The sequence below is a fragment of the Catalinimonas alkaloidigena genome, assembly GCF_029504655.1.
Lineage (GTDB): Bacteria > Bacteroidota > Bacteroidia > Cytophagales > Cyclobacteriaceae > Catalinimonas > Catalinimonas alkaloidigena.
The window spans coordinates 6,761,878-6,786,555 of record NZ_JAQFIL010000001.1; the positions used below are offsets into that span (position 1 = coordinate 6,761,878).

Here is a 24,678-nt window from a genome sequence, read left to right on the forward strand (position 1 = left end):
TGCTACCTGATTTATCTTCTTTACATCGCACATGAATAAGGCTGCTGTGTGATATCAAAAAAGTATTTATACATTTACAGCCAATAATTCTGTCCGATGCAAATTAAATAACTTTATGCGTCTCTTCACACTAATATCCCTCTTTATTCTTCCATTTGCGTTGGCTTGCCAACCCGAACTTATAGAAGATAATAATGCCATAAAGCCTGGGGCATGGCATACCAATACCTATCTACCATTGCTGAAAGGTAAAAATGTCGCTGCTGTAGTCAACCACACTTCGCATATCGGGGACACTCATCTGGTAGACTCATTACTGGCTATGGGTGTAAATCTCAAAACTATATTTGCCCCTGAGCATGGTTTTAGAGGAGAAGCCGGAGCAGGAGAGCACATTCAGAATTCTACTGATACCAGGACCGGTCTTCCAATCATCTCTTTGTATGGTAGCAATAAAAAGCCAACGCCCGAACAACTGGAAGGTATTGATATCGTCGTCTTTGATATTCAGGACGTAGGGGCAAGGTTTTATACCTATATCAGCACCATGCATTATGTAATGGAGGCCTGTGCTGAGCAGGGTAAAAAAATGCTGATTCTGGACAGACCCAATCCTAATGGCTATTATGTAGATGGACCTGTCCTGGAGATGGAACATCAGTCGTTCGTAGGGATGCACCCTATTCCTGTAGTTCATGGACTTACCGTAGGCGAACTCGCCCAAATGATCAATGGTGAAGGCTGGCTCCCCGAAGGTGATACTTGTGATGTGGAAGTAATCAAAGTAGAAAATTATACCCATCAGGATCACTATACATTACCTATTCACCCTTCTCCCAACTTACCCAATGACCAGGCCGTTAACCTTTATCCTTCTCTGTGCTTTTTTGAAGGGACTACCATGAGCATTGGCCGAGGCACACCTTTTCCGTTCCAGGTGATTGGATACCCTGATCCTGTCTTTTCTGTAGCAGCAGAAGAAGAAATGCAGGCACCTGATACTTTAAGCTTTATACCCGAAGATATTGAGGGTGTGGCTATGAACCCAAAGCACGAAGGTGAACGCTGCTACGGAGCAGACCTAAGGAAAAGAGAGCCGTTAACAAATCTCAATTTAAACTATCTAATAGGTTTTTATCAGAATGCTTCTGACCTGGGTATCAGTAACGAGGATTTTTTCCGTGAAAAGTTTTTTGACTTACTGGCGGGCACCGAGAAGCTTAGAGAACAACTTACTTCGGGAGTCACTGCGCAGGAAATCAGAAGAAGTTGGATAGATGACCTTAACCAATATAAAAGTATGCGTAAGAAATACCTGCTCTATGAAGACTTCGAATAATCCCTGTAAAACATTTAATACGAGATAAGCATTAGTTATTATATGAAGAAAGACCTCAGGATCATATTTATGGGAACTCCCGAGTTTGCTGTTCCTTCACTACAAATTCTGGTTGAAAACCAGTTTCAGGTTGTAGCGGTAGTTACTGCAGCAGACAAACCCCGAGGACGAGGACAGAAAGTAATCCCTTCTCCAGTAAAAGCCTATGCGCTGGAACAGAATATTCCGGTGCTTCAGCCTACTAACCTTAAAAATCCTGAATTTCACAAAGAGTTGAAAAGCTACAATGCTAATTTACAGATAGTAGTTGCTTTCCGTATGTTGCCTGAAACAGTATGGAGCATGCCTGAAATAGGGACTTTTAATTTACATGCCTCTTATTTGCCACAATATCGCGGGGCAGCGCCTATCAACTGGGCAATCATAAACGGGGAAACTGAAACGGGAGTTACTACTTTTATGCTCACGCATGAAATAGACACTGGTAATATACTTTTTCAGGAAAAAGAACCTATACTTTCTGAGGATACTGCTGGCTCCTTATATGAAAGGCTTATGCAGAAGGGAAGTGGGCTAGTACTCAAAACGGTAAAAGCAATCGCTAACAATAAGTATAAATTAGAACCACAAATAACGGAAGGCACTACACTTAAATCCGCCCCAAAAATACACCGAGAAACCTGTAAGATTGACTGGAACCAACCTGCTGAGCAGATACGAAATTTTGTGCGGGGACTTTCACCCTACCCTGCTGCCTGGACCACCTTGGATACCCGAACCGGTGAAAAATTATGTAAAATCTACTCTATCACCAATACACAGGAGAAGAACCCGAACCTAGCTGCTGGACAATATATTACGGACAATAAAAATTTTATCCATATACAGACAAAAGACTACCTTTTATCTTTTAATGAACTTCAGATTGAAGGGAAAAAAAGAATGTCTGTTGAAGAGTTTCTAAGAGGTAATACTTTATGATCAAATCAATCATTGCTGCCAAATCCAACAATAATGTTATTGGTAAAGAAAACGATCTGGTATGGCATATGCCTGCTGACCTTAAATTTTTTAAAAATACTACCAAAGGGCACTACGTAATCATGGGGAGAAAGACTTTTGAGTCTATGAATGGACCACTACCTAATCGCACCCATATTATTATTACCCGTAATCCTGATTATCAGGTTGAAGGCTGTTTTGTAGTAGGTGATATTGAAAAGGCATTTCAGATCGCTCAGAAAAACCAACAAGATGAAGTTTTTATTTTGGGCGGTGCAGAAATTTATCGTCAGACAATCGATAAAGCTGATAAAATGTATATCACCGAAATTAAATCCACCTTTGATGGTGATGCTTTTTTCCCGGAAATAAATACGAACACTTGGAAAGAAAGCAAGCGCGAAGAGTATAAAGCTGATGAAAAGAATCCTTATCCCTACGCTTTTGTAGAATATTTAAAGAGATAAATCAATACAGGGACTCTATAGCGTCAAAAAGCGAAGCTTCCATTTCCTCAAATCTGCTAAGCGCTTTTTCCATAAATTTTCCTTCAAGCATTTTTTTTATATCTTCATCACCTGTCACATCCATTTCAGAAACTTTAAAGGTTTGTTCAATCACTCCCCTTTCCAGTTTTATTAGATACTTATTATTCCATGCGAAGATTGTGATCTTACAGGCTTCATGGGGGATCTCTCCAACTACTCTCATAGGTTAACTTTATTCTAAATCCGCTGTTTTATTACATTTTAATGTAGCATACTTTTCCTCAGCCCACAAAATATTTTTTTGTCTTATTCACAGTATTTCTTGCTTAAGTATAATTTTGTTAAGCATTAATTTGTATTATTAATATATTTTGTATTATTTTTGAAATATATTTACATGCATATGAAATACTGTATATTTTTATTTTTATACATACTGATGTCTTCAAGCTATAGACTTTTTGCACAAGATATGCCTCTATTGGCTATTGCGGATTCTGTAGTAACGGAGTACACACCTACAAGTATCAAGAAAAAGGAAGTAACCAAAGCCAAGGTTGAAGATTCGAGAACACTTCATTTTCAGCTTGATACTGACAAAGAAGGTGCACCAAAAATATTGCTTCACCTGAGTGACTCCGTCCAACTTCTGACAATAAGTACTTACAATCTTATGGGAGAGTCAAAAGAGGCTGTCCGGGAGCATAAGTTGAATCCAGGTTTTTACGAGTTTACCTTACCTTTTGCGGAAAGTCTGAATTACTGGCAAGTAAGTATGGAAGGAAAAAAGGTAATCAGTTTCATCAGATAAAGAATTAATACTATGAAAATATTGATAGTTGATGACGATGATATCATGTTACAACTGGTGGCACATCAGTTAAGAAATCTGGGGCAATATGATGTTTTTACTGCGACTAACGGAAAAAAGGCTATCCAACTCGCAAAAAAACAACAGCCAGACATGATCATTACGGATTTATTGATGCCTGTAGCCTCAGGCACTGAATTGGTAGAATACATCAGAGAAACCCTTAAGCTCAATGCTTATATTATTGTGGTTTCCTCAATCGGCCTGGAGCATATCAGAAAAGAAGCATTAGAGATGGGAGCTAACCGATTTATGACTAAGCCTTTTGATCTCGGACAACTTATGGAATGTATTCAGGAGGTTAACACTATGACCCAGGCTTCATGAAAAGGTATTTTTGTACCATATTTATATTACACTTTACTTATCTAGCTTTTAGCCAGACTGATTCTCTTTATCATGCCGCAAAACAACATGCTTACAGTGTTAATTATGCACAGGCACAGCGTGATCTAAACTTCATTCTGCTTGAGCACCCTGAGCACTACGATGCCCTTTTTTTGCAGGCTATGGTAATGGCCTGGAGTGGTGAATTTATGCCTGCTTTGCGCCAGCTCAACTTTCTTATCAACCGGTTTCCTCCGACTGAGGAAGCATTGGAAGCAATTGCAAGAATTAATTACTGGGCAGGAGAGCACGTAAAAGCTATCCTAAGTGCGGATAAAGGTCTTGCGCTTTATCCTGATAATGAAAACCTGATGTACATCCGTGCCCAGGCACTTACCGCTCACCAGCAATATGATGAAGCCATCCACACTTTAGATACACTCCTCCAAGAAGACGATTCAACCAAGCTCCATAAGGAGGCAAACAGCTTGAAAGAAAAAGTAGAAGTACTAAGAAGAAAAAATGCAGTTGGAGTAGAATACAAACAGAGTCGCTTTAGTAATACTTTTACTCCCTGGCACCAGTTTACTACCTTTTATCAAAGAAAGCTGCCCCGTACTTTAATGATTGGCAGACTGAAATATGCTCAGATGTTTGATCAGCAGGGTGTTCAGGCAGAAGTTGACGCATACCCTCAAATTGATGCCAGTACGTACGCCTACGTAAACCTTGGCTTTTCAAATGCTACTTTTTTTCCTAAAATCAGATGGGGTGCTGAAATTTTCCGCCTCCTTCCTGATGCGTGGGAAGCTTCCGCTGGAGTGAGAGGATTGTACTTTCAAGATTTGCCCATTCATATCTATACTGCTCAACTAGGGCGCTACTTTCCTACTTACTGGCTTTCTGTCAGAGCTTATATGTCTTCATTAGAAAGTACAACCCCTTTTACAGCATTACTTACCGCAAGAAGGTATCTCAAAAATGAAGACCATTATACCACACTCTATTTGGGAAATGGAGCTACACCTCTAAAAATTAATAGTTTGACCGAGGTGCAGCGACTGAATGCTACATGGTTAGGCATAGATTATCAGCATCCTCTGAAGAAAAGACTGTGGCTCATTCGTTCGTCCTTGGAGTTTCAGCAGGAAGATTACGCTGAGATCAGGCTCACAGACCGGCTTAGTTTTACGATTCACCTGAAAAGGAGGTTTTAGTATGAAAGTTATGCTGTTACATACCAACTCTGTTATAATCAATTGGTTCATTTTAAATAAGTACCCTACTGAGATTATTAACTTCATACAAATTGCCATACTACTCATTTCATTAAGTATCATGACTTTAATGATATTGTATTCTCGCCGCTGGTACTTGGTGGCAAGAGACAGAAGGCGCGCTACGTTAAAGTTTCGTTATCAATATTTTATCTATGATGCGCTGGTAGAAAGTAATAAAGAAGAAGTATTATCATCTACCACATTGATTATCAACAAGTTCCAAAAAAATGAATTAAAGAATAAAGAGCAGAAGCAATTGATGACAGACCTTCTTATAGAACTTAAAAAGAGCTTTAGCGGCAATGCTAAAAGGCAATTTCAGCAGTTGTACGTTTGTTTAGGGTTACAACAGGAGTCTATTGCGAAGCTCAAAAGCAGACGTATTCTTCAAAAAATCAAGGGGGTACGTGAATTATCAGAAATTGGATGTCATTGCCCTGAATTGGAAACGGCATTTGTGGATTGGCAGAATGCACCTCAAACCTTATTAGCCGACGAGGTGAAAATAGCCGCTATCCGAATGAATTCACCACATATGCTTAGCTTTTTTTCTCAACAAAAGAGTCCAATCAGTGAGTGGTTGCAAATTCAGCTCCGATTTCAGTTGCAGACATTACCTTCTGAGTCAATTCCCGGTTTTTCTCGCTGGCTAGGTGCAAATGAGCCATCGGCAATCGTTTTTCTACTGCAAATGATAACTTTATTCCAGCAAGAAGATGCCCTTGAGTCGGTTCTACCCCTGTTATATCATACCGATGATGAAGTTAAAGCTGAGGCGATCAACACATTAGAAGCTTTGGATGCTAAGCAATACCTGAGCAACATCATCAATCTGCTAGACGCAAATGATGAGAACCTCAAAATCAAGGCTATTCATGCTATCGGCAAGCTTGGTCATATTTTTCACGCCAACTTACTCCGCCCCCTTTTGCGTCAGGAATCTCCCGGACTTAAAGAAGCTGCTGAATTAGCAATAGCTGAAATTCTTGAGAGAACGCCCAAAAAATCTAAAGAACCTTACAAACATATACCTCATAAAAGCGAGCACATATGAAAGAGCTGAGCATAAAAATCGCAGTATTTATTTCTGAGCATCTGATTTTTTTCTATGCTATTGCTATCTCGCTGGTAAACTTACTCTTAGCTATCGTCTCTATTAGAGAAACCAGAAAATATATCCGTAATAATCGGCATGTAGATGATCAGGCGGTTTTATCCTCACCTTCAGCACCATCTATATCTCTGCTTGTCCCTATGTACAATGAAGAAAAAAGCATTATAGACAGTGTCAGGTCCTTGCTTTCTTTACAGTACAATAACTATGATGTAATTGTCATCAATGATGGTAGCACCGATAATTCTTTGGGAAACCTGATCGACTATTTTCAGTTAATTCCTCTTGCCCAACAAACATCAGGTTTACTTCCTACCCGTAAAATCTTAGGCGTTTATAAGTCAAAAAACAGGGCTTTTGGAAAGCTTATTCTTATTGATAAGCTAAATGGAGGCAAGGCAGATGCCCTAAATGCTGGTCTCAATATTTCAGAAAATAAGCTCGTGGCCACTATGGATGCTGACTCTATTATTGCTCCCGATGCACTATTGAAAATGGTGCGACCCTTTCTTCGCAATAAGACAAGAGTGATTGCTACCGGTGCAATCGTAAGAGTAGCTAACTCATGCAAAGTAGAAGATGGTAGCCTGGTCAATGTACAGCTTCCCTCAAACTTGCTCGCTCGTTTTCAGACCCTGGAGTATCTCCGGATTTTCTTACTTAGTCGCATCGCATGGAGTAAGCTTAACGGCTTGCTTATCGTTTCAGGCGCATTTGGTTTGTTTGATAAACAAATTGCTATCAAGGCAGGGGGATATTCTATCAACACAGTAGGAGAAGATATGGAGTTGGTAGTACGTATGCGACGCTACATGCATAAGCTAAAGCAAAAGTATAAAGTGTTTTATATTCCAGATCCGCTTTGCTGGACTGAAGCCCCTTCAGAAATACGTGTACTGGAGCGTCAAAGAAATCGCTGGGCTCGTGGAGCCGCTGAAACATTGTATCGTCACCGTCAAATATGTCTTAACCCTCGCTATGGTCTAATGGGCATGTTAAGTTATCCTTATTGGTTTTTGTTTGAATACCTAGCCCCTTACATTGAAATCATTGGAGTTTTATATTTTATAGGGTTGCTGATCTGGGGAGCGGTTAACTGGACTTATTTTTTTGCTTTACTTGGTCTTGTATATGCTTTCGCAGTATTTATTTCTGTTCTCGCTTTATTAGCAGAAGAGTTTTCATTTCACAAATATAGTAAACGTTCAGATACGGCCAAGCTAGCCCTTACAGCGCTCCTAGAACCTATATTATATCATCCTATTGTCCTTTTTAGCGTACTTAAAGGCCATCTCGACCTTCTCTTTGGTAAGAAAAGCTGGGGGAATATGAAAAGAACAGGTTTCAAAAATGTTAGCTCCGAAAAACCACCACGCGTAACAGCTTAATCACTTTCTATGAAAATCGATAATGCACTATATGACATAAGAGAGAAACTGCTGGAGTTATCCCATGGAGATTTTGTACAGGAAAAAAAACTAGCCGATCAGTACTTTAAGTCTTTCCAGGACCTGAAAGATATTTATGCGGTTAGTTTGATCAATCAGGATAGTAGGCTCCTTTCTTTTATCCATCAGAAATACAAACCTACTTTCAGAAAGCTCAATCTGACTGAGCTTTCGGACGAAATACAGTCTACTATCCATAAGATCAACAATTTGAATACAGATAGCGCTTTGGATGAATCTGCCACCAAAGTAAGAAGTTATTGTGAAACCCTTATTCGTCAACTTCAGCTACATTACTCCTGGCTCAATTGAAAAAAAACCCTCCCTGGCGGAAGGGTATGATGAATACCTTTTCTCCGAAATCAACTGATAAGCTCAAACCCTGTATAAGGCACCAAAATTTTCGGGATTTTAATTCCTTTTTCGGTTTGGTTATTTTCCAAAATTGCTGCTACTATTCTTGGTAAAGCCAAAGCACTCCCATTAAGCGTATGCAGCAGCTGGGTCTGCTTATTACTGTCTTTAAAACGAAGCTTCAGGCGATTGGCCTGATAGGTTTCAAAATTGCTTACTGAACTTACTTCCAGCCATTTTTTCTGCGCTGCCGAATATACTTCCATATCATAAGTCTGAGCAGAAGTAAACCCGAGATCGCCAGCGCAAAGATTGAGCACCCGATAAGGTAGGTCTAACTTCTCTAACAAAGAACGAATATACAGGGCCATCTCTTCCAGAGCCTGGTACGAATCTTCCGGCCGGTGAATATGTACAATCTCTACCTTATCAAACTGGTGCAGGCGATTAAGTCCTCTTACATGCGCTCCCCAGGAACCAGCTTCTCTACGAAAGCATGGAGTAAACCCAACATGCTTGACAGGGAGGTCTTCTTCTTTCAGGATTACATCCCGATACAGGTTAGTGATAGGAACCTCAGCAGTAGGAATCAGATACAGTTTTTCATTTACCAACTGGTACATCTGCCCTTCCTTATCAGGTAGTTGTCCGGTTCCATATCCGGAGTCTTCATTGATTACTACAGGTGGCTGTATCTCCTGATAAGCAGCTTTTTCCGCTTCATCCAAAAAGAAATTAACCAAAGCACGCTGCAGCTTCGCTCCCTTGCCTTTGTATACCGGAAAACCTGCCCCGGTAATTTTATTACCCAGCTCAAAATCAATAATATCATATTGCTCAATCAACTCCCAGTGAGGTTTTGCTGAACCTGCTAGCTCTGGCACTTCTCCCCATTGCTCTATTAACCTCATTATCTTCTGCGGACCTGCCCTCAGGCACTTTATCGTTGGGTATATTGGGAAGATTATAAAGAAGCTGAGCCAACTCATCTTCATATTGTTTTAGCTGCTCTCCTAATGTTTTGCTGCGTTCTTTCAGCAAAGAAGTTTCTTGTTTGGCTGCTTCTGCTTCGTCCTTTTTCCCCTCTTTCATCAACTGACCTATTTTTTTGGAAACTGTTTTGGAAGATGCAAGAATCTGATCTAGTTCTGTCTGTGTATTTCTGCGTTGCTGATCTTTTTCTACCACAGTCTTCACTGCCTCTTCAGCTTCCGGAAAATGTCTTTTCTGTAAGCCTTTTACTACTTTTTCCTGATTTTCTCTTAAAAAGGAGATTTGTAACATTTTGAAAAAATAATTTGTTAACGAAGTAAAATTTCTTTTATATATGTAATTGTGAACTCAAGTTGACATGCTTGTGTTGACTTCACAAAATTATCTTATTTTTCTTGACAATTAGCAGTAGGTAAAATATTATTGCATCATCAATTCGGACGAAAAGGTATCTTTACCCTCAGTCAGACACTTCACAACACTGCATTGTCCTTTTGAAAGCCTTTTATTTATTTAAAAAATTCATTCCAAATTAAATTAAGCTAGACTTTTTCCTAGATGGATTTAATTTTTAGCACCACTTAATTTTTCCTATGTACAACATTGATGAACTACAGGTCAGGCTTCTTTCTGAGTTGAGAGAGATTGCTGAAGAGCTAAATTTAAAAAATTACAAAAAACTTAATAAGCAGGATCTAATTTATAAAATACTTGATCAGCAGGCTGTTTTGCCTGATGATGAACTTCCGAGTAAGAAGCCTACCGAAAGTAAAAAAAGCGAAACTGAAGACAAACCAAAGTCTAAACCAAAAGCCAGGAGAAAACCCGGTCAGAAATCTAACAAAGACAAGGAAGAAAGCAAGCCGGACAGCAAACAGCCCGCACAAGATCAAAAACGCGAAGAAAGTCCTCGACCTCGTCGTATGAATCGTGTGAATGTTACTGACACTCCTAAAGATAAGGACGAGGCATCTACATCTGACGATACCAGTGATTTGCTGGATTCTTTTGATATAGAGGTTGATGATAAAGATAAAAAAGCTTCCTCCCCTTCAGACTCTAAACCTGAGTCTAAAGAAGATAGAAAAGAAGATAAGGGCAAAGAACCACGCCACTCCAAGCACAAAAAAGAAAATTACGATAACCGTGATTCTCGTCCAGACAACAAAAAACCTCACAGAGAAAATAGAGACAGAGGAAATCAGTCGTCTGTTCCTATCAAAGAATTTGATGGGTTAATTGAAAATGACGGCGTGCTGGAGATTATGCAGGATGGGTACGGATTCCTCCGCTCTTCTGACTACAACTACGTAGCCAGCCCCGATGATATTTACGTTTCTCCTTCTCAGATTAAGTTATTCGGACTTAAGACTGGTGATACTGTAAAAGGCCAGATACGTCCTCCTAAAGAAGGTGAGAAGTATTTCGCGCTACTGAGAGTAGAATCAGTCAATGGAAAAACTACGGATGAGATTCGTGATCGTGTCCCTTTTGAATACCTTACTCCTCTCTTCCCAAATGAAAGGCTAAATCTTCAGACCAAATCTGGGCGTTATTCTACCCGTATTCTGGACCTTTTCTCTCCTATTGGTAAAGGGCAGCGTGGTATGATCGTTTCTCAGCCTAAATCCGGTAAAACTGTATTGCTTAAAGAACTGGCTAACGCCATTGCTGAGAACCACCCTGAAGTATATCTGATGATCCTCCTTATAGACGAACGTCCTGAAGAGGTGACTGATATGGCTCGCAGTGTAAATGGTGAGGTAATCGCTTCTACCTTTGATGAGCAGGCTGAAAAGCATGTGAAAGTTTCCAGCATCGTATTGGAAAAAGCCAAGCGCCTGGTAGAATCCGGACATGATGTTGTGATCCTGCTTGACTCTATTACACGTCTGGCTCGTGCTTATAACACTACTGTCCCTTCTTCCGGAAAAATCCTTTCGGGGGGTGTGGATGCTAATGCATTGCACAAACCTAAGCGTTTCTTCGGAGCTGCCCGTAATGTAGAAAACGGTGGTTCATTGACGATCATCGCTACAGCACTGATAGAAACCGGCTCTAAAATGGATGAGGTGATCTTTGAAGAATTTAAGGGTACTGGTAATATGGAATTGCAGCTTGACCGTAAGCTGGCCAACAAGCGCATTTACCCTGCTATTGATGTTCCTGCATCGGGTACACGTCGCGAAGATCTGCTTATGGAGAAAGACGAGCTTTCTCGCGTATGGATACTCAGAAAGCTGATGTCCGACATGACCTCCCAGGAAGCCATAGAATTCTTATTGCAGCGTATGAAAGGGACGCAGGACAATGATGAATTCCTGGTATCCATGAATGGGTAAGAAATTACATAACATATTTTAATCATAGGCTGCTGACTCCTCGTCGGTAGCCTTTTTTGTTATGCTTCACCTTCTACATAATCTGTGAGATAAAGATACGGCTCAGTAAGTTTGCCCTCTTTGGCGATGGTAGCCCTGGCGATCATGCCATCATCTTTGCCAAATAAATTTGGAAATACATATCTGATCAAATTTTCTCCAAAGGAGCGAGAAGCATCGCGAGGAAGTTCTGAAGGCAAATTGTCTATCGCCATCACGCTCACATACCTGCTGTCCGTAAAAGGCTCCTCAACTACTTTATCTTCCTGAGGATCATAATCATATACCGGATTTTCAATGGTGGTGGGACGCTTGGTTGATGGAATTGAACCTTCAATATCGCAGGTGATATCGGCAATCACCTTAATCTGGAAATTATCTTCCAGCATATCTTCTCTAAAAAATAATACAGGGGCCCTATGGTCCCAGAAGGCTCCGGCGATAAACAGGTCTGTCATCTGAGTATATGGCTGAAATCCCGGTTCAAACTGTTCAGGATATTTAAAGAACTCCTGCCGGCTAAAATCTCCGCCCCCTCTTTTGAGGTTGTAGTCTGTCACAAACAATTGTGCGTAAACTGACTCATCAAAATTCTGCTCCAAATATTCTTTGGGAGACACTTTTCGTATACCTACACCATTCATTACTTCCATAGCGCCTCTAGCTACCCTACCCGCTCCGGTAAGTGCAATCTTGATAGGTGGAAGTTTTACTTTAGCATATTCGATTTTCAGATCTTCTAAATCATAGCAATCCTTAGCTCTGCGAATGTCATACAAACCCGACTTTTTCCCATACGTATAAAGCCCGTTATACGCTCCTACAATACCGGCAAAACGTCCGAATGCTACAATGCGGTTTCCTTTTTCATTGGTAAGGCGCTCATAATCGATCAGGCAAATATTTTTTCTCAGTATCTCTTGCAAGAGCGTTTTGTTATAAGCCTGCTTCTTAATAGTATGAGAGAAAAAGAGGTAAGTCTTATCCGCTATAAGCTCTGGAATCGGCACTTCTTTCACACCTAGCATAATATCGCAATGACTGACATCATCTACCAGCGGAATGCCTAGTTCCTCATACTGAGAATCAGTAAAACACCTGTGCTCACTTCGCTGGCAATATACTTTTACATGTGGAAATTTTTTCTGCAGCTCAACTGCTTGTTGAGGGGTTAGTGTCACTCGTCTGTCTACAGGAACTTTTCCTTCTCTGATCAGGGCTACTTTTATTTCAGGCATAAAAATGATGTTTACTTATTTTACTTACTTTCCAAAGGAATGTTAATATTTAATCCGTTCATTCGTTATTATAGATAAGAACTTATCTAAGATCCATGTCGGGCAAAACCAAATCCTTTTACGAGCGCTTCAGTAGCTGGACCCGTAATTCCATCACGCTTCGCATTGCCTCCATAGCTATTCTGATACTTCTGCTACTCATTCCCACTTCCATGATTGAAAACCTCATTCGCGAGCGGCAAAACTATCGGCAACAGGCCATACAAGAAGTAAGTTCTTCTTGGGCAAATGCACAGACACTCGCCGGCCCAATCTTAACGATCCCCTTTCTCACATCTTATAGAAATAACAATAATCAATTAGTAGAAACTACTGAATACGCTCACTTTCTACCTGATGTATTGAATATTGATACAAAGATTGCTCCTGAAATTCGCCAGCGGGGTATTTATGAAGCGGTAGTATACAGCGCTCAGCTGGCAATTAGCGGTCGGTTTTCTACCCCTGATTTGGAAATGACAAATCTTGATGCAGCCCAGCTTATTTGGGAAGATGCATTTATTGCCTTTGGCATTCCTGATATGCGGGGGATAGAACAAAATATTGTATTGCAATGGCAAGAAGCAGATCTTACTTTTGATCCCGGCGCCGGGCCAGGCAATGTGCTGTCTTCAGGGGTGAAAGTAGATGTGCCAGCGGATACCAGTACACAAGCTTATGATTTTAATTTTCAAATTGAATTGCATGGAAGCGGCTCTCTGGGTTTCTTGCCATTAGGTAAAACCACCAATGTAGTTTTAAATTCAGCCTGGACTAATCCCAGCTTTGTAGGTGCATTCCTGCCTGATGAACACAACATAACAGAAGAAGGCTTTACAGCTAAATGGGAAGTGCTACACCTTAACCGTAATTTTCCCCAGGCCTGGAAAGGTGATCAGTATGTTTTTCCGCTGCAAAATATCGCTCCTCCAGAGGACGATTATCTATACCCACCCTATCGTGAAGAAGCTGCAGTACAGGCTAATACCCAAAGTTATGGATTTGGCGTTAACCTACTGTTGCCGGTAGATCAATACCAGAAAAGTATGCGCTCAGTGAAATATGCGATCATGTTTATCGCGCTTACTTTTCTTACTTTTTTCTTTGTAGAAATTCTGAACCGTAAGCGGATTCATCCGATCCAATACCTTTTAGTAGGACTGGCGCTCTGTATATTCTTTACCTTATTGGTAGCCATCTCTGAGCACACTAGTTTTAACCTGGCCTATATCATTGCTACCATCATGGTCACCAGCCTGATCGCAATTTATGTACAGGCCATTTTCAAACATAAAAAGCTTACTGCCATGTTAACGCTGCTCCTCTTGCTGATGTACGGTTTTATTTTTACGCTTTTACAATTGCAGGATTATGCTCTACTCATCGGCAGTATCGCCCTGTTTATTATTCTGGCAGTGGTCATGTACATTTCCAGAAAAATTGATTGGTATGCGATATCCGAGCGAGAGGATGAGTAGAAAACACAAAATTTATTGAAATGACTCTTCGTTGATATGAAGTAGAGTCCGAGGCCAATAATAATATGTATACAATATGAAGAAGATTTTAATACTCGGAGCAGGACGTTCTGCTGCAGCCCTGATTGACTACCTGAGCAAAGAGGGGCAGAAAAATGACTGGCAGATTCAGGTGGTGGATGCCGCTCCTGATGTTATTCACCAATACGAAAGTAAGTATGAGAATGTAAAAGCTTCCGCTCTGGATGTATTAGATACTTCTGCTCGTGAAAACTTAATGCAACGAGCCAACCTGGTCATTTCCATGCTACCGGCACGTTTCCATATTCATGCGGCAGAGTCTTGTCTTAAGCTAAAAAAACATTTGCTCACCGCTTCTTATGTAGACGATGAAGTGCAACAACTAGCAGGCCAGATCAAACAGGCGGGGCTGATTTTTTTGTACGAATGTGGCCTTGACCCCGGTATTGACCACATGTCGGCCATGCAAATGATCGATCACATAAGATCTCAAGGAGGACATGTCACTTCATTTCAGTCTTTCTGTGGCGGGCTGATGGCTCCCGGCTCTGACGATAATCCCTGGCGGTACAAGTTTACCTGGAACCCTCGTAATGTAGTGCTGGCCGGGAAAGGTGGTACGGCACAATATATTTACAAAGGTATTTACAAAAACATACCGCATCATCAGTTGTTCAAAAGACTGACCATGGTAGAGATTCCTGAATTTGGAGAGTTTGAGTCTTATCCCAATCGGGATTCACTCAATTACAGAGAGCTTTATGGATTATATAAGGCTGAAACCGTATTGAGAGGCACATTACGTCGCCCCGGATTCTGCTCAGCCTGGCATGCCTTTGTGCAGCTTGGCCTTACTGATGACAGCTATCTGGTACGCAATGTAGAGAATATGACCTATGCTGAATTTACACGCTCTTATCTGCCGTATAGTAAGGACGACCTGCTGACCAATTTCAGCCGTTATATTGGCGTTGATATCAGCTCGGAGGTAATGCAGCGTATCAAATGGCTGGGGATACTGGATGAAAAACCTATCGGATTAAAAAAAGCAACTCCCGCCCAGGTGATGCAGCAATTACTGGAAAATAAATGGAAAGCGGATCAGGATGACGAAGATATGATTGTAATGCAACATCAGCTTGAATATCAGATAGAGGATGAACTAAGAAAAAGTACTTCATCCCTGGTTACTATTGGTCAGATCGCCACTTATTCTGCCATGTCCAAAACCGTGGGTTATCCGTTAGGTATTGTGGCCAAGCTTATTTTGCAAAATAAAATCAGTGAGCGTGGGCTGATGATACCGGTACACAAAGAAGTTTATCAGCCGGTGCTGAAAGAATTAGAACTATTAAATATTAAATTTATAGAGGAAGAAGAGCAGCTAACTTCGGCTTCTATAAGTTGATCCCTTAAAGCATTTTTTTACCAAAAATTCATTTCATATGAGTATCACGACATTACCTGATTTGCTTGATAAAATGTGGAAAGACTATACCCGCATGAACCCTCAGGCACTGAAGATCTATAACCTTTTTTTAGAACGAGGTGATAAAGTAATCAATGATCATATCGCCCTGCGCACCTTCAATCATCCTAAGGTAGGCATTGATGCGCTGGCCCGGCCTTTCCTGAAAGGTGGCTATGAGTACCAGCAGGATTATCATTTCAAGGAGAAAAAATTATACGCCAAACACTTTCAGCATCCTGATGAGCAGATGCCCAAAATTTTTATCAGCGAACTTAAGTTGGAGGAATTTGATGATGAATTACAGAGATTGATCGATGAGCTAATTGGACAGATTCCCGAAAATGCGCCCCGCAATTTTGATTTCTGCTCTACCGGTCGCCCCTGGGAAGTGAGCTATGAGACTTATGAGAAGCTAAGGGCTAAGAGTGAGTATGCGGCCTGGATGGCCGCGCATGGCTACCGCCCTAATCATTTTACCGTTTTTGTCAATGCGCTTAACAGCTTTGATGATATCCGCGAGGTCAATGCTTTTATAAAACAGAATGGATTTAAGCTCAATGACAGTGGTGGTGAAGTAAAAGGCTCTAAAGAAGTTTTTCTGGAGCAGTCTTCTACCCTGGCAGACAGTGTGGAAGTTGACTTCTCTGACGGAAAGCAAGAGGTTCCTTCCTGCTATTATGAGTTTGCCCAGCGCCACGCCTTGCCTGATGGTAAACTGTATCAGGGCTTTGTCGCCACGTCTGCTGACAAAATCTTTGAAAGTACCGATAAGCGGAGTTCTTAAAGAACTTTTAATTCGCAAAAAATTAAGGCCGGTCATTTTAGTAACCGGCCTTAGTATTTTCTACTCTCTAGAAGAGGCAGATGATTTTTGCTCATCTACCTGTTCTAAAAGCTCTTCCACCGCTCTTTTCAGTTGCGGATCTTCTCCATTGGCTTTGCTGTCGGGTGCGTTTTCTACTACGATATCCGGTACTGCCGGGCCATTCTCCATATTCTCTCCCGTAGCCTTTACATACCAGGCACGAAATGGCAAACGAACGTATGAACCATCAATCAACCCTCTTCCTCCGGTAGAAATCACTGCCCCAAAAGTAGGCGTACCTACCAGCGTTCCCAGATCCAGAGTTTTATAGGCATGAGAGAAAATTTCCGCATTAGAATAACTATTCTGGTTGCAGAGCGCAATGGAAGGCTTAGTCCAGGACGCTAGTGGTAGTCTTTCTCCAAAGGGATAGTGTTCCTTGAACTGTCTATGCTCTTTATCCAGGTCTTCGGCCGCACCTCTGGGAATGGTGTAAGCATGCTGATCAACATTAAGCACTGCCATCAGGTAATCGGTTGTCCAGCCTCCGCCATTAAAGCGCACATCTATCACGATGCCTTCTTTGCCCAGACCACTGGCGGTAAGCTCTCTTTCAAAACGCTCAAAGCTGGTCCAGTTCATTCCCTGAATATGTAGGTAGCCTAATCGCCCACCAGAATATTCTTCGGTCAGTTTTTGCCGGTCTTCTACCCACTCATTATAAAGCGCACTATTCAAACTGCTTGTAGGGCGGATAATTACTTCTCTTTCTTGATTATTTTCTCCCCTTACAGTCAGGTAGATTTCTTCATCTGCTTTATTAATAAGTGGCTGGTAAAAATTTTCTGATATGCTCACTGGCTCTCCGTTGATGGCAAGAATTACATCCTGAGGATAGAGGCGGCTGTTATTTCTCTCAGCCGGACTTTCAGGTACTATCCGTATTACTTCTACTCCTTCCGCAAGGGGGCTAATCTCCACTCCCAAAAGCCCGGTTTTCTCATCTTGGGTCTCGGCCCTGTCAGAATTATACAAACCCATATGGCTGGCGTTGATCTGCCCTAACATGATATTGAACATATCTCTGAAGTCAGTATTGGTAGACGCCTGTACTGCCCAGCTTTTATATTTTTCGTGCAGCGCTTCCCAATCCTGCCCATGAAAGTTGGGATCATAAAAACCCTGCTTGAGCGTACGCCAGGCTTCCTCAAAAATCTGCTCCTGCTCTTGCTGATGATCAATTTTCATCTGGGCAGCATAGGGTAGGCTTTCCATATTGCTATTTTTCAATGCTATCCTGGCCAAATTGCCTTCGGATTTGAGCAGGTAGAGATAATTATATTCAGGACTCATCATCACCTGATTGGGCTGTTGTCCACCGGTGGTCAGCGCTTTTTTTTCACTGCCATCCCACTGTATGCTATATAAATCCTGATCTGCCTCAAAGCTCTGCCTGCCTTCCCGATTGGTGACGAAGTAAAAGGTCTCTCCATCTTTTGAAAGAGCAATATCCGATTCGTTACCCGGCATAGAAGTTACTTGGGTCAATCGGTCATGGATATCTTCCAGATCTATGTGTACATTGACGGTTTTTGTAGAATCTTCCTTGTCCTTCTCATCGCTTTCACCTTCCCAGTCACGCTGGGTTTTTTCCCAATCTTCTTCCTTGAGCCAGGCAAACCACACATCTGCATCGCCATTATTCCTGACCGACAGGAAAGCCAGCTTACTTCCGTCGGGGCTCCATGCGGGACTATAGTCGGAGCGAGGATGCATGCTCACATTGACCGGCTCCAGGCTATCATCGGCAGGATGGATATAAGTCTCGCTGTTAAAGTCTAAGCCGCTTAGCGAATAGGCAAGCCACTTACTGTCAGGACTCCAGCTCACGCCTTCTGCCGTATCCCAACCATCCAGTAACACTTTTTCATTATTCAGGCGCCCATCCTCTTCAATGTCGGCTACTACCATTTGTCCTCTGCCTCTCAGGTAAGCCACTTTTTTTCCATCGGGTGATACTTTAGGGAAGATTTCGTCCTGATCTGTGTCGGTAAGTCTTTCTACTTCATACTTAAGAGTGGTATACAATTGGGTTCTTTGAGGGTCAGCCGAGCGTAGCAGGTAAAGGTCATATTGATTACCCTCCCGGTCTGAGCTAAAAATCAGGCTGGAGTCATTCAACCACTGTACATCCATATCTCTATAAGGATGCTGAGACACATTGACTGCTCTCTTTTTATCTTTATCATTTTCTTTAATAAAAATCTCTCCCCGGATGACCAGGGCGGTATATTTTCCGTTGGGAGAAACTGCATAATCGGCAGCATCACTGTTCATGGTTTTGTATTCTTCCGGATCAAAGCGATAATCAGTCGCCAGTTGCACATCCAATTTTCTGGCCTCACCTCCTACTGGCATTACATAGATGGAGGTTTCTCTTTCCATCGCCAAAATATTGCCATCCCCACTCACACTGAAATAACGTACCCCTTCATCCTCATAGCTAGTAATTTGCTCTGCTTCGCCTTCCACCTGTCCGTCTTCTGTCAGTTGCTGACGATAAATATTGTACTTCCCGCTTCTGGGACTGATGAAGAAAAGCGAACGATCTCCCCCCCATTGCGGATAGATGTCATTTCCGTCAAAATCAGTAAGTTGAATATATTCTGCTTCCTGAGTATCATACAGCCACACATCTTTATTGGCAGGGCCCCGATAAGCTTCACGGGCAATTCGGCAGGAACCTCTGGTGAATGCGATAAACCGGCCATCAGGAGAGCTTACCGCAGTATACCCTACAGCATCCAGGACTCGTTCAGAAGTACCACCATCAGCAGTGATACTGTGAATTTCCTGCTCCCGCTCTACATGCACGAAGGTCCGCTCTGTACCCAATAGCACTTTCCCATCAGTGGTCCAGCCGGATACTTCATCATCGGTTGAGTGGTAGGTAAGTCTTAGTGGAGTACCTCCCTGTGCATTAACCATATATACATCATCATTCCCATAGCGGTCGCCGGAAAAAGCGATTTTTGAGCCATCAGGACTCCATTTAGGCATGGCTTCATAGGCTTCATGAATAGTGAGGCGATAGCCTCTTCCTCCCGCTACGGGTACTGTCCAGATATCTCCCTGAAATGAGAAGGCAAGTGTGCTTCCATCGGGACTTATGGCTGGGTATCTTACAAATGGTTCACTATCCTGTGCCCAGAGTTGTATAGGCAATACAATAACTACCAGAAAAATGTAAAGGCTTCTCATAAGGTATAGAATTAGGGTTCAGAAGTTTACTACGAGCGGAGCATTTAAGTAATGCTAATTTAGTATCTAACTAAAATTATAACTACAAGTTTTTGGCAGCAAATCACCCTTTGATGCATATAAAACTATTTAAACTATAAAAAAGCTCAAGTGAACGGTTCAGCTTAGCACAAGGACTAGTGAATTCAGTTTATACTAAATCTCCAAATACTCTTTTTCTCACTTCGGGCCATTCATGAACTAGGACGCTATAGTAAACAGTATCGCGCACTCTACCTCCGGGCATCACTTGATGGCTACGCAATATTCCATCTTCCTTAGCTCCCATCTTCATAATGGCTTTGCGGGAGCGCATATTGAGCACATCGGTTTTCAGTTCCAGGCGACGTACGTCCAATTCTTCAAAGGCGTGGCGAAAGAGCAGAAATTTACAGTGCTTATTCAATCCTGTGCCATGAAAATCTCTTCCCAGCCAGGTAGAGCCGATTTCCAGCCGATTGTTTTCGGGCGAAATAGACATATAGGTTGTACAACCGGCTACCTTTCCGCTGGCTTTTTCAATGATGGTAAAAGGATACTTGCTTTTACTTTTCTGAGCTTTGAGGAGGCTGTCAGTGTAGCTACGTAAGTCTTCTTCTGTACGTATGTGGGGACTGGTTACTTTCCAGATATCAAAATCAAAAGCGATTTTGGCAAAGCCCTCTGCGTGCTCAGGCTGAAAGGGTGTGAGCAGCACATGATCATCAGATAGCTCAATATGCTGCTCAAAAAGTGTTGCAAGTTTTAAGTTCAAGAGGCTTCGGTTACTTCCTTTAAGTTAGACAATCCTTTTTCAAAATCAGGCCCCAGCATACCATCCAGAAATAAACCAAACACCCGGTCTACCGGATAGCTGAGTTCTCCTTCATTAATCCAGGTCACCCGGGTACCCTGCGGGACTTCCTCAAAAGTCCAGATATCGTCAGATTCAAACATTTGTGGCTCTACAAAAGCTAATTTAGAAGTAATTTTTTTATTAGGCTCTATCTGATACAAAGTAAGAGATCCTATACCCACTTCCTCTCCATCCCAGGCCCAGACAGAACCTACATCTTTACCTGTTCCTGAGATTGAATTTTTTACACTAGGGTCGCTGGCTGTCCAGGGGTTCCATTCCGCCCAATGATGCAGATTGGACACTTTGGGATACACTTCGCTCACCGGCTTATCAATGACGATGGAACGTTCTACATGATAAGAAGCGGGCAGGAATAAAGCGAAAAGCAGGAATAGGCCCACTACGAAGGCTATTCCTAGAAGGAGTTTTTTAAGTAGTGACATAGGCTTAGGGATTTTTAAGCAAGATAAAAAAATACTTAAAATAAGTACATACTCTTAGAAAAATCCCCCATAATGGGGGAGTATTTGAGTCTAAAGGCTTTGTCCAAACCTGATCAGATTACCGTCTGCATCCAGGATCGCAAATTCTCTCCTACCCCAGGGTTTATCTTCTAGTTTTCCATTGGGGTGAATCACTCCGACCTGCTCCATTTCCTGATACAACTGATCTACCTCCTGTACATCTACATAGCAACTGGTATTTTCCGGAAAGATTTTATCATCACACTTCCAGAAATGAATGGCGATATCATCACGTACTACAATACCATAACCAGCATCGTGATAAGTCGCTTTGAAGCCAAGTTTAGTCGTATAAAAGTTTACGGTTTTGTCAATATCCAGCGAGGCAAGTACCGGGACAGCTTTCAATAAATGTTTCATGAGTGAAGAAAATGGTTATGAATGATTTTTAATCTACTGCAAAAAAGATCATCCATATATCACCTGGATTGAGGGTTTCTAATAAAAAAAGCCTTCTCTCTGGTGAAAGATGGCTGAATAAAAGCGACTAAGCGTATCAGATATCAAACTTAATCCCCTGAGCCAGCGGTAGCTCCGTGCTGTAATTAATGGTATTGGTCTGGCGACGCATATAGAATTTCCAGGCATCCGAACCGGACTCCCGTCCACCTCCTGTATCTTTTTCGCCTCCAAAGGCCCCACCTATCTCTGCGCCTGAAGTACCAATATTCACATTAGCGATACCACAGTCCGAGCCTTGATGAGAGAGGAAAGTCTCAGCTTCCAGCAGGTTCTGGGTAAAGATAGCCGAAGAAAGTCCCTGCTTTACGCTGTTCTGAATCTTTATGGCTTCTTTTACATCTCCCTTGTACCTGATAAGATAAAGGATAGGCGCGAAGGTTTCTTCCTGTACCATTTCGTAATGCCCTTCGGCTTCTACCAGTGCTGGCTTCACATAATTACCACTGGTATAGGCATTGCCCTCCAGCATTTCTCCTCCCAGCAAAAGTTTTCCTCCTTCTGCCTGCACTTTCTGTATAGCGGATTTAAAATTCTCCACCGCTTCTTTGTCAATCATAGGACCGACTAAAGTCTTACTGTCCAGCGGGTTTCCAATGGCAAGGGAAGGGTAAATTCTGAGCAAACGTTTTTTCACTTCCTCGTACATCTTTTCATGGATAATCAGGCGGCGGGTGCTGGTACAGCGTTGTCCGCAGGTACCTACTGCACCAAATACGGTAGCTCTTATTGCCATTTCCAGATCAGCATGCTCGGTAATAATGATAGCATTGTTTCCCCCTAACTCCAGTAGTGATTTACCCAAACGTGCGCCTACGGCTTCACCTACTTTTTTGCCCATGCGGGTAGAGCCGGTGGCTGAAACCAAAGGAATACGGCGGTCGTGTGACATGAGCGAACCAATTTCCGCATCGCCCAATACCAGGTTAAAAATTCCTTCAGGCAAATTATTTTCTTTAAGCACTTCGGCTACAATTTTCTGGCAGGCAATTCCGGTCAGCGGTGTTTTTTCGGAAGGCTTCCATACTACAACATTACCGCAGACCGCGGAGATCATAGCATTCCAGGCCCATACGGCTACCGGAAAGTTGAAAGCAGAAATTACTCCCACAATGCCCAGCGGATGGTATTGATCGTACATGCGGTGGTTGGGACGCTCGGAGTGCATTGTAAACCCATAGAGTTGACGGGAATGCCCTACGGCCAGGTCACAGATGTCTATCATTTCCTGCACTTCGCCCAGGCCTTCCTGATAGATTTTACCCATTTCATATGTTACCAGCCTGCCCAAAGGCTCTTTATATTCCCGCAGCTTTAGCCCAATCTGCCGAACGATTTCTCCACGCTGGGGAGCGGGCATTTTACTCCATACGGTAAAGCCTTTTTGGGCCTGTTCAATTACTTTTTCGTAGACAGCTTCATCCGCCATAGTAACGGTAGCGATTAACTCGCCATCTACCGGAGAATGAATCTCACGTGTGGCTCCCCCTTCAGTAGCACTGCCAAAATGCTGTCCGGTGCTAAAGGCCGGGTTAAGGCTATCTACCTTCAGGATTTGCAACATTTGTTGTATTTCTTCGGTCAATGTTTGTGTTGTTTCCATCCTATAAAAAATTTATGCTCACAATCTATCTGTATACAAGCTTAAAAGAATTTATCAGTTTTTCATACCTTCAAAGCAAATTAGCTTATGGAAGACTACACTCCTTATCTTATACTTATTCTGCTCTGGATAGTTTACTTTGCCCTGCACAGCTTGCTGGCGGCTCATCAAGTCAAAGGGTTTCTAAAAAACAAAATGGGCCAATCCGCCCGATACTACCGCCTGCTCTATAATATATTCGCAATAGTCAGTATTCTGCCTGTATTGTTTTACAACGCACTGATCTCTACTAAAGTGCTTATTCCGCTGGATTGGAAAGACATTGTCAGCTTTCTGGGGCTGGCACTTTCCATCTATGGGGTTATCGTTATGCGGCTGGCCTTTCGGCAATATTCTTTCAAAGAGTTTTTGGGCCTCAAGCAACTGAAATCTGACGAAGCCGAACCCCTCAATACGGAAGGCATTTTAGGTGTGGTACGTCATCCGCTGTATTTTGGAGGCCTCCTGATCATCATCGGGTTTTGGCTGTTTGCTCCTACAATGGCTAATCTGATTACTGTTATTATGCTTGTTCTATATATTCTGGTAGGTATTCGTTTTGAGGAGCGGAAATTGGTAACGCAATATGGAGAAGCTTACAAAAAGTATCAGGAAGATGTGCCTATGATTTTTCCCAAACGCAATGCTTTAAGAAAACTGAGATAGTTAGTCTTGAGCTTGATAGACAATGCAACCGGCATTCTCGGGGTGATCAGCTACCCAGCTGCCTTTGGGTACTTTCCGCAGTACTGCTAAAATCCAAAAATCACCGGCAGCAGCTACAATGAATAGCATGCCGTAGGCAAACAGCCAGCCATTTCCTGTAAAGAGAGAAATCCCATATGGTAGAAACCCTAGCAGCAATGCAGGCATCAAAGCACCCCAGCGATAAGGAGTAATTTGCATGGGTTTCTTGGCATGGGCGTATGGTGTAAGCGTTCTCCACTGCAGACCTAATTTCATTTCCTTCCAGCCTAAACCTGCCAGTTGCTTCCAGGTAATTGCGTGTATCAATTCGTGAAGCAGTACACCCAGCAAAATAGCAGGTAAGACCCACCAGTTAGCAAACATCCCCTGCCAGGCATAGGCAAATTCCCGCCATCCCCAGAGGGTGAGAAAAGGTATGGCGAAAAGGAAGGAACCTGCTACATAGGGTAGTACCAGAAGCTGAATCCTGGCAGTAGGTACTGACATGTCCACTGCTTTTTTGCCTAAAAAATACTCCATAAGAAATTATTTTTAGCTTTAATGCATAACACTTCTTTA

The 24,678-nt window shown here is 42.2% G+C and carries 22 protein-coding genes and 1 pseudogene; 14 read left to right on the forward strand and 9 right to left on the reverse strand.

Going from position 1 to position 24,678, the window contains the following annotated elements; translation table 11 throughout:
- Positions 1-115 precede the first annotated feature (115 nt).
- Genes OKW21_RS27330 through OKW21_RS27340 form a run of 3 tightly spaced genes read left to right on the forward strand, consistent with a single transcriptional unit; the run spans position 116 to position 2,808 of the window.
- On the forward strand, positions 116-1,339 hold the full coding sequence (locus tag OKW21_RS27330; protein ID WP_277485941.1) for an exo-beta-N-acetylmuramidase NamZ family protein: 1,224 nt from the start codon (positions 116-118) through the stop codon (positions 1,337-1,339).
- A 42-nt stretch (positions 1,340-1,381) separates the two neighbouring features.
- Complete coding sequence (gene fmt, locus OKW21_RS27335; protein ID WP_277485943.1) at positions 1,382-2,320, forward strand: methionyl-tRNA formyltransferase; 939 nt, start codon at positions 1,382-1,384, stop codon at positions 2,318-2,320.
- Positions 2,317-2,808 carry a dihydrofolate reductase gene (locus tag OKW21_RS27340; protein WP_277485946.1) on the forward strand — a complete coding sequence of 164 codons (492 nt, stop codon included), beginning with the start codon at positions 2,317-2,319 and terminating at the stop codon, positions 2,806-2,808. Before fmt ends, OKW21_RS27340 begins: the two co-directional genes overlap by 4 nt.
- Before the next feature lies 1 nt (position 2,809).
- Here the strand turns inward: OKW21_RS27340 and OKW21_RS27345 are convergent, their stop codons facing one another.
- On the reverse strand, positions 2,810-3,052 hold the full coding sequence (locus tag OKW21_RS27345) for a hypothetical protein (protein WP_277485948.1): 243 nt from the start codon (positions 3,050-3,052) through the stop codon (positions 2,810-2,812).
- 216 nt (positions 3,053-3,268) lie between these two features.
- Here OKW21_RS27345 and OKW21_RS27350 point away from each other — a divergent pair, with 216 nt between their 5' ends.
- From OKW21_RS27350 to OKW21_RS27375, 6 genes are all read left to right on the forward strand, one after another.
- Positions 3,269-3,640: a hypothetical protein gene (locus OKW21_RS27350; RefSeq protein ID WP_277485951.1), complete on the forward strand. Its 372-nt coding sequence runs from the start codon at positions 3,269-3,271 to the stop codon at positions 3,638-3,640.
- Positions 3,641-3,652: 12 nt separating this feature from the next.
- Positions 3,653-4,027, forward strand: a complete 375-nt coding sequence (locus tag OKW21_RS27355; protein ID WP_277485953.1) for a response regulator — start codon at positions 3,653-3,655, stop codon at positions 4,025-4,027.
- Positions 4,024-5,244 carry a YaiO family outer membrane beta-barrel protein gene (locus tag OKW21_RS27360; RefSeq protein ID WP_277485954.1) on the forward strand — a complete coding sequence of 407 codons (1,221 nt, stop codon included), beginning with the start codon at positions 4,024-4,026 and terminating at the stop codon, positions 5,242-5,244. Before OKW21_RS27355 ends, OKW21_RS27360 begins: the two co-directional genes overlap by 4 nt.
- A 265-nt stretch (positions 5,245-5,509) precedes the next feature.
- Positions 5,510-6,361 (forward strand): HEAT repeat domain-containing protein, encoded by an 852-nt coding sequence (locus tag OKW21_RS27365; RefSeq protein WP_277485956.1) that lies wholly within the window; start codon positions 5,510-5,512, stop codon positions 6,359-6,361.
- Complete coding sequence (locus OKW21_RS27370) at positions 6,358-7,809, forward strand: glycosyltransferase family 2 protein (protein WP_277485959.1); 1,452 nt, start codon at positions 6,358-6,360, stop codon at positions 7,807-7,809. The genes OKW21_RS27365 and OKW21_RS27370 overlap by 4 nt, the downstream gene beginning before the upstream one ends.
- A gap of 9 nt (positions 7,810-7,818) precedes the next feature.
- Positions 7,819-8,181 carry a hypothetical protein gene (locus tag OKW21_RS27375; protein WP_277485960.1) on the forward strand — a complete coding sequence of 121 codons (363 nt, stop codon included), beginning with the start codon at positions 7,819-7,821 and terminating at the stop codon, positions 8,179-8,181.
- Positions 8,182-8,231: 50 nt separating this feature from the next.
- Here the strand turns inward: OKW21_RS27375 and serS are convergent.
- Positions 8,232-9,507: pseudogene (gene serS / locus OKW21_RS27380) on the reverse strand (serine--tRNA ligase).
- A gap of 302 nt (positions 9,508-9,809) precedes the next feature.
- Between serS and rho the strand changes: the two are divergent.
- Complete coding sequence (rho, locus tag OKW21_RS27385) at positions 9,810-11,558, forward strand: transcription termination factor Rho (protein ID WP_277485963.1); 1,749 nt, start codon at positions 9,810-9,812, stop codon at positions 11,556-11,558.
- A 59-nt stretch (positions 11,559-11,617) separates the two neighbouring features.
- On the opposite strand, the gene OKW21_RS27390 is transcribed toward rho, so the two are convergent.
- Entirely contained in the window at positions 11,618-12,835 is a 1,218-nt protein-coding gene (locus tag OKW21_RS27390) for an NAD(P)-dependent oxidoreductase (protein ID WP_277485964.1), read from the reverse strand.
- A 95-nt stretch (positions 12,836-12,930) separates the two neighbouring features.
- On the opposite strand from OKW21_RS27390, the gene creD reads away from it, so the two are divergent.
- From creD to OKW21_RS27405, 3 genes are all read left to right on the forward strand, one after another.
- Complete coding sequence (gene creD / locus OKW21_RS27395) at positions 12,931-14,352, forward strand: cell envelope integrity protein CreD (RefSeq protein WP_277485966.1); 1,422 nt, start codon at positions 12,931-12,933, stop codon at positions 14,350-14,352.
- Positions 14,353-14,428: 76 nt separating this feature from the next.
- Complete coding sequence (locus OKW21_RS27400; RefSeq protein ID WP_277485967.1) at positions 14,429-15,781, forward strand: saccharopine dehydrogenase C-terminal domain-containing protein; 1,353 nt, start codon at positions 14,429-14,431, stop codon at positions 15,779-15,781.
- Positions 15,782-15,818: 37 nt separating this feature from the next.
- Entirely contained in the window at positions 15,819-16,628 is an 810-nt protein-coding gene (locus OKW21_RS27405; protein ID WP_277485969.1) for a DUF1338 domain-containing protein, read from the forward strand.
- A gap of 60 nt (positions 16,629-16,688) precedes the next feature.
- Here OKW21_RS27405 and OKW21_RS27410 read toward each other — a convergent pair whose 3' ends face one another.
- The 5 genes from OKW21_RS27410 to amaB all read right to left on the reverse strand — a co-directional run bounded on the left by OKW21_RS27410 (position 16,689) and on the right by amaB (position 23,373).
- Positions 16,689-19,910, reverse strand: coding sequence for a S41 family peptidase (locus tag OKW21_RS27410; RefSeq protein WP_277485971.1), 3,222 nt, complete (start codon positions 19,908-19,910; stop codon positions 16,689-16,691).
- Between the two features lie 190 nt (positions 19,911-20,100).
- The gene (locus OKW21_RS27415; protein ID WP_277485972.1) at positions 20,101-20,703 is read right to left on the reverse strand and encodes a GNAT family N-acetyltransferase; all 603 of its coding nucleotides are present in this window, start codon (positions 20,701-20,703) and stop codon (positions 20,101-20,103) included.
- Positions 20,700-21,230, reverse strand: a complete 531-nt coding sequence (locus OKW21_RS27420; protein ID WP_277485973.1) for an SRPBCC family protein — start codon at positions 21,228-21,230, stop codon at positions 20,700-20,702. The genes OKW21_RS27415 and OKW21_RS27420 overlap by 4 nt, the downstream gene beginning before the upstream one ends.
- A gap of 90 nt (positions 21,231-21,320) precedes the next feature.
- Positions 21,321-21,671: a bleomycin resistance protein gene (locus OKW21_RS27425; RefSeq protein WP_277485976.1), complete on the reverse strand. Its 351-nt coding sequence runs from the start codon at positions 21,669-21,671 to the stop codon at positions 21,321-21,323.
- A 136-nt stretch (positions 21,672-21,807) separates the two neighbouring features.
- Entirely contained in the window at positions 21,808-23,373 is a 1,566-nt protein-coding gene (amaB, locus tag OKW21_RS27430) for an L-piperidine-6-carboxylate dehydrogenase (RefSeq protein ID WP_277485977.1), read from the reverse strand.
- A gap of 87 nt (positions 23,374-23,460) precedes the next feature.
- On the opposite strand from amaB, the gene OKW21_RS27435 reads away from it, so the two are divergent.
- Positions 23,461-24,078, forward strand: coding sequence for a methyltransferase family protein (locus OKW21_RS27435; RefSeq protein ID WP_277485980.1), 618 nt, complete (start codon positions 23,461-23,463; stop codon positions 24,076-24,078).
- Here the strand turns inward: OKW21_RS27435 and OKW21_RS27440 are convergent, their stop codons facing one another.
- Positions 24,079-24,639: a DUF3267 domain-containing protein gene (locus OKW21_RS27440; RefSeq protein WP_277485982.1), complete on the reverse strand. Its 561-nt coding sequence runs from the start codon at positions 24,637-24,639 to the stop codon at positions 24,079-24,081. It lies immediately after the preceding gene.
- Positions 24,640-24,678: the final 39 nt, after the last annotated feature.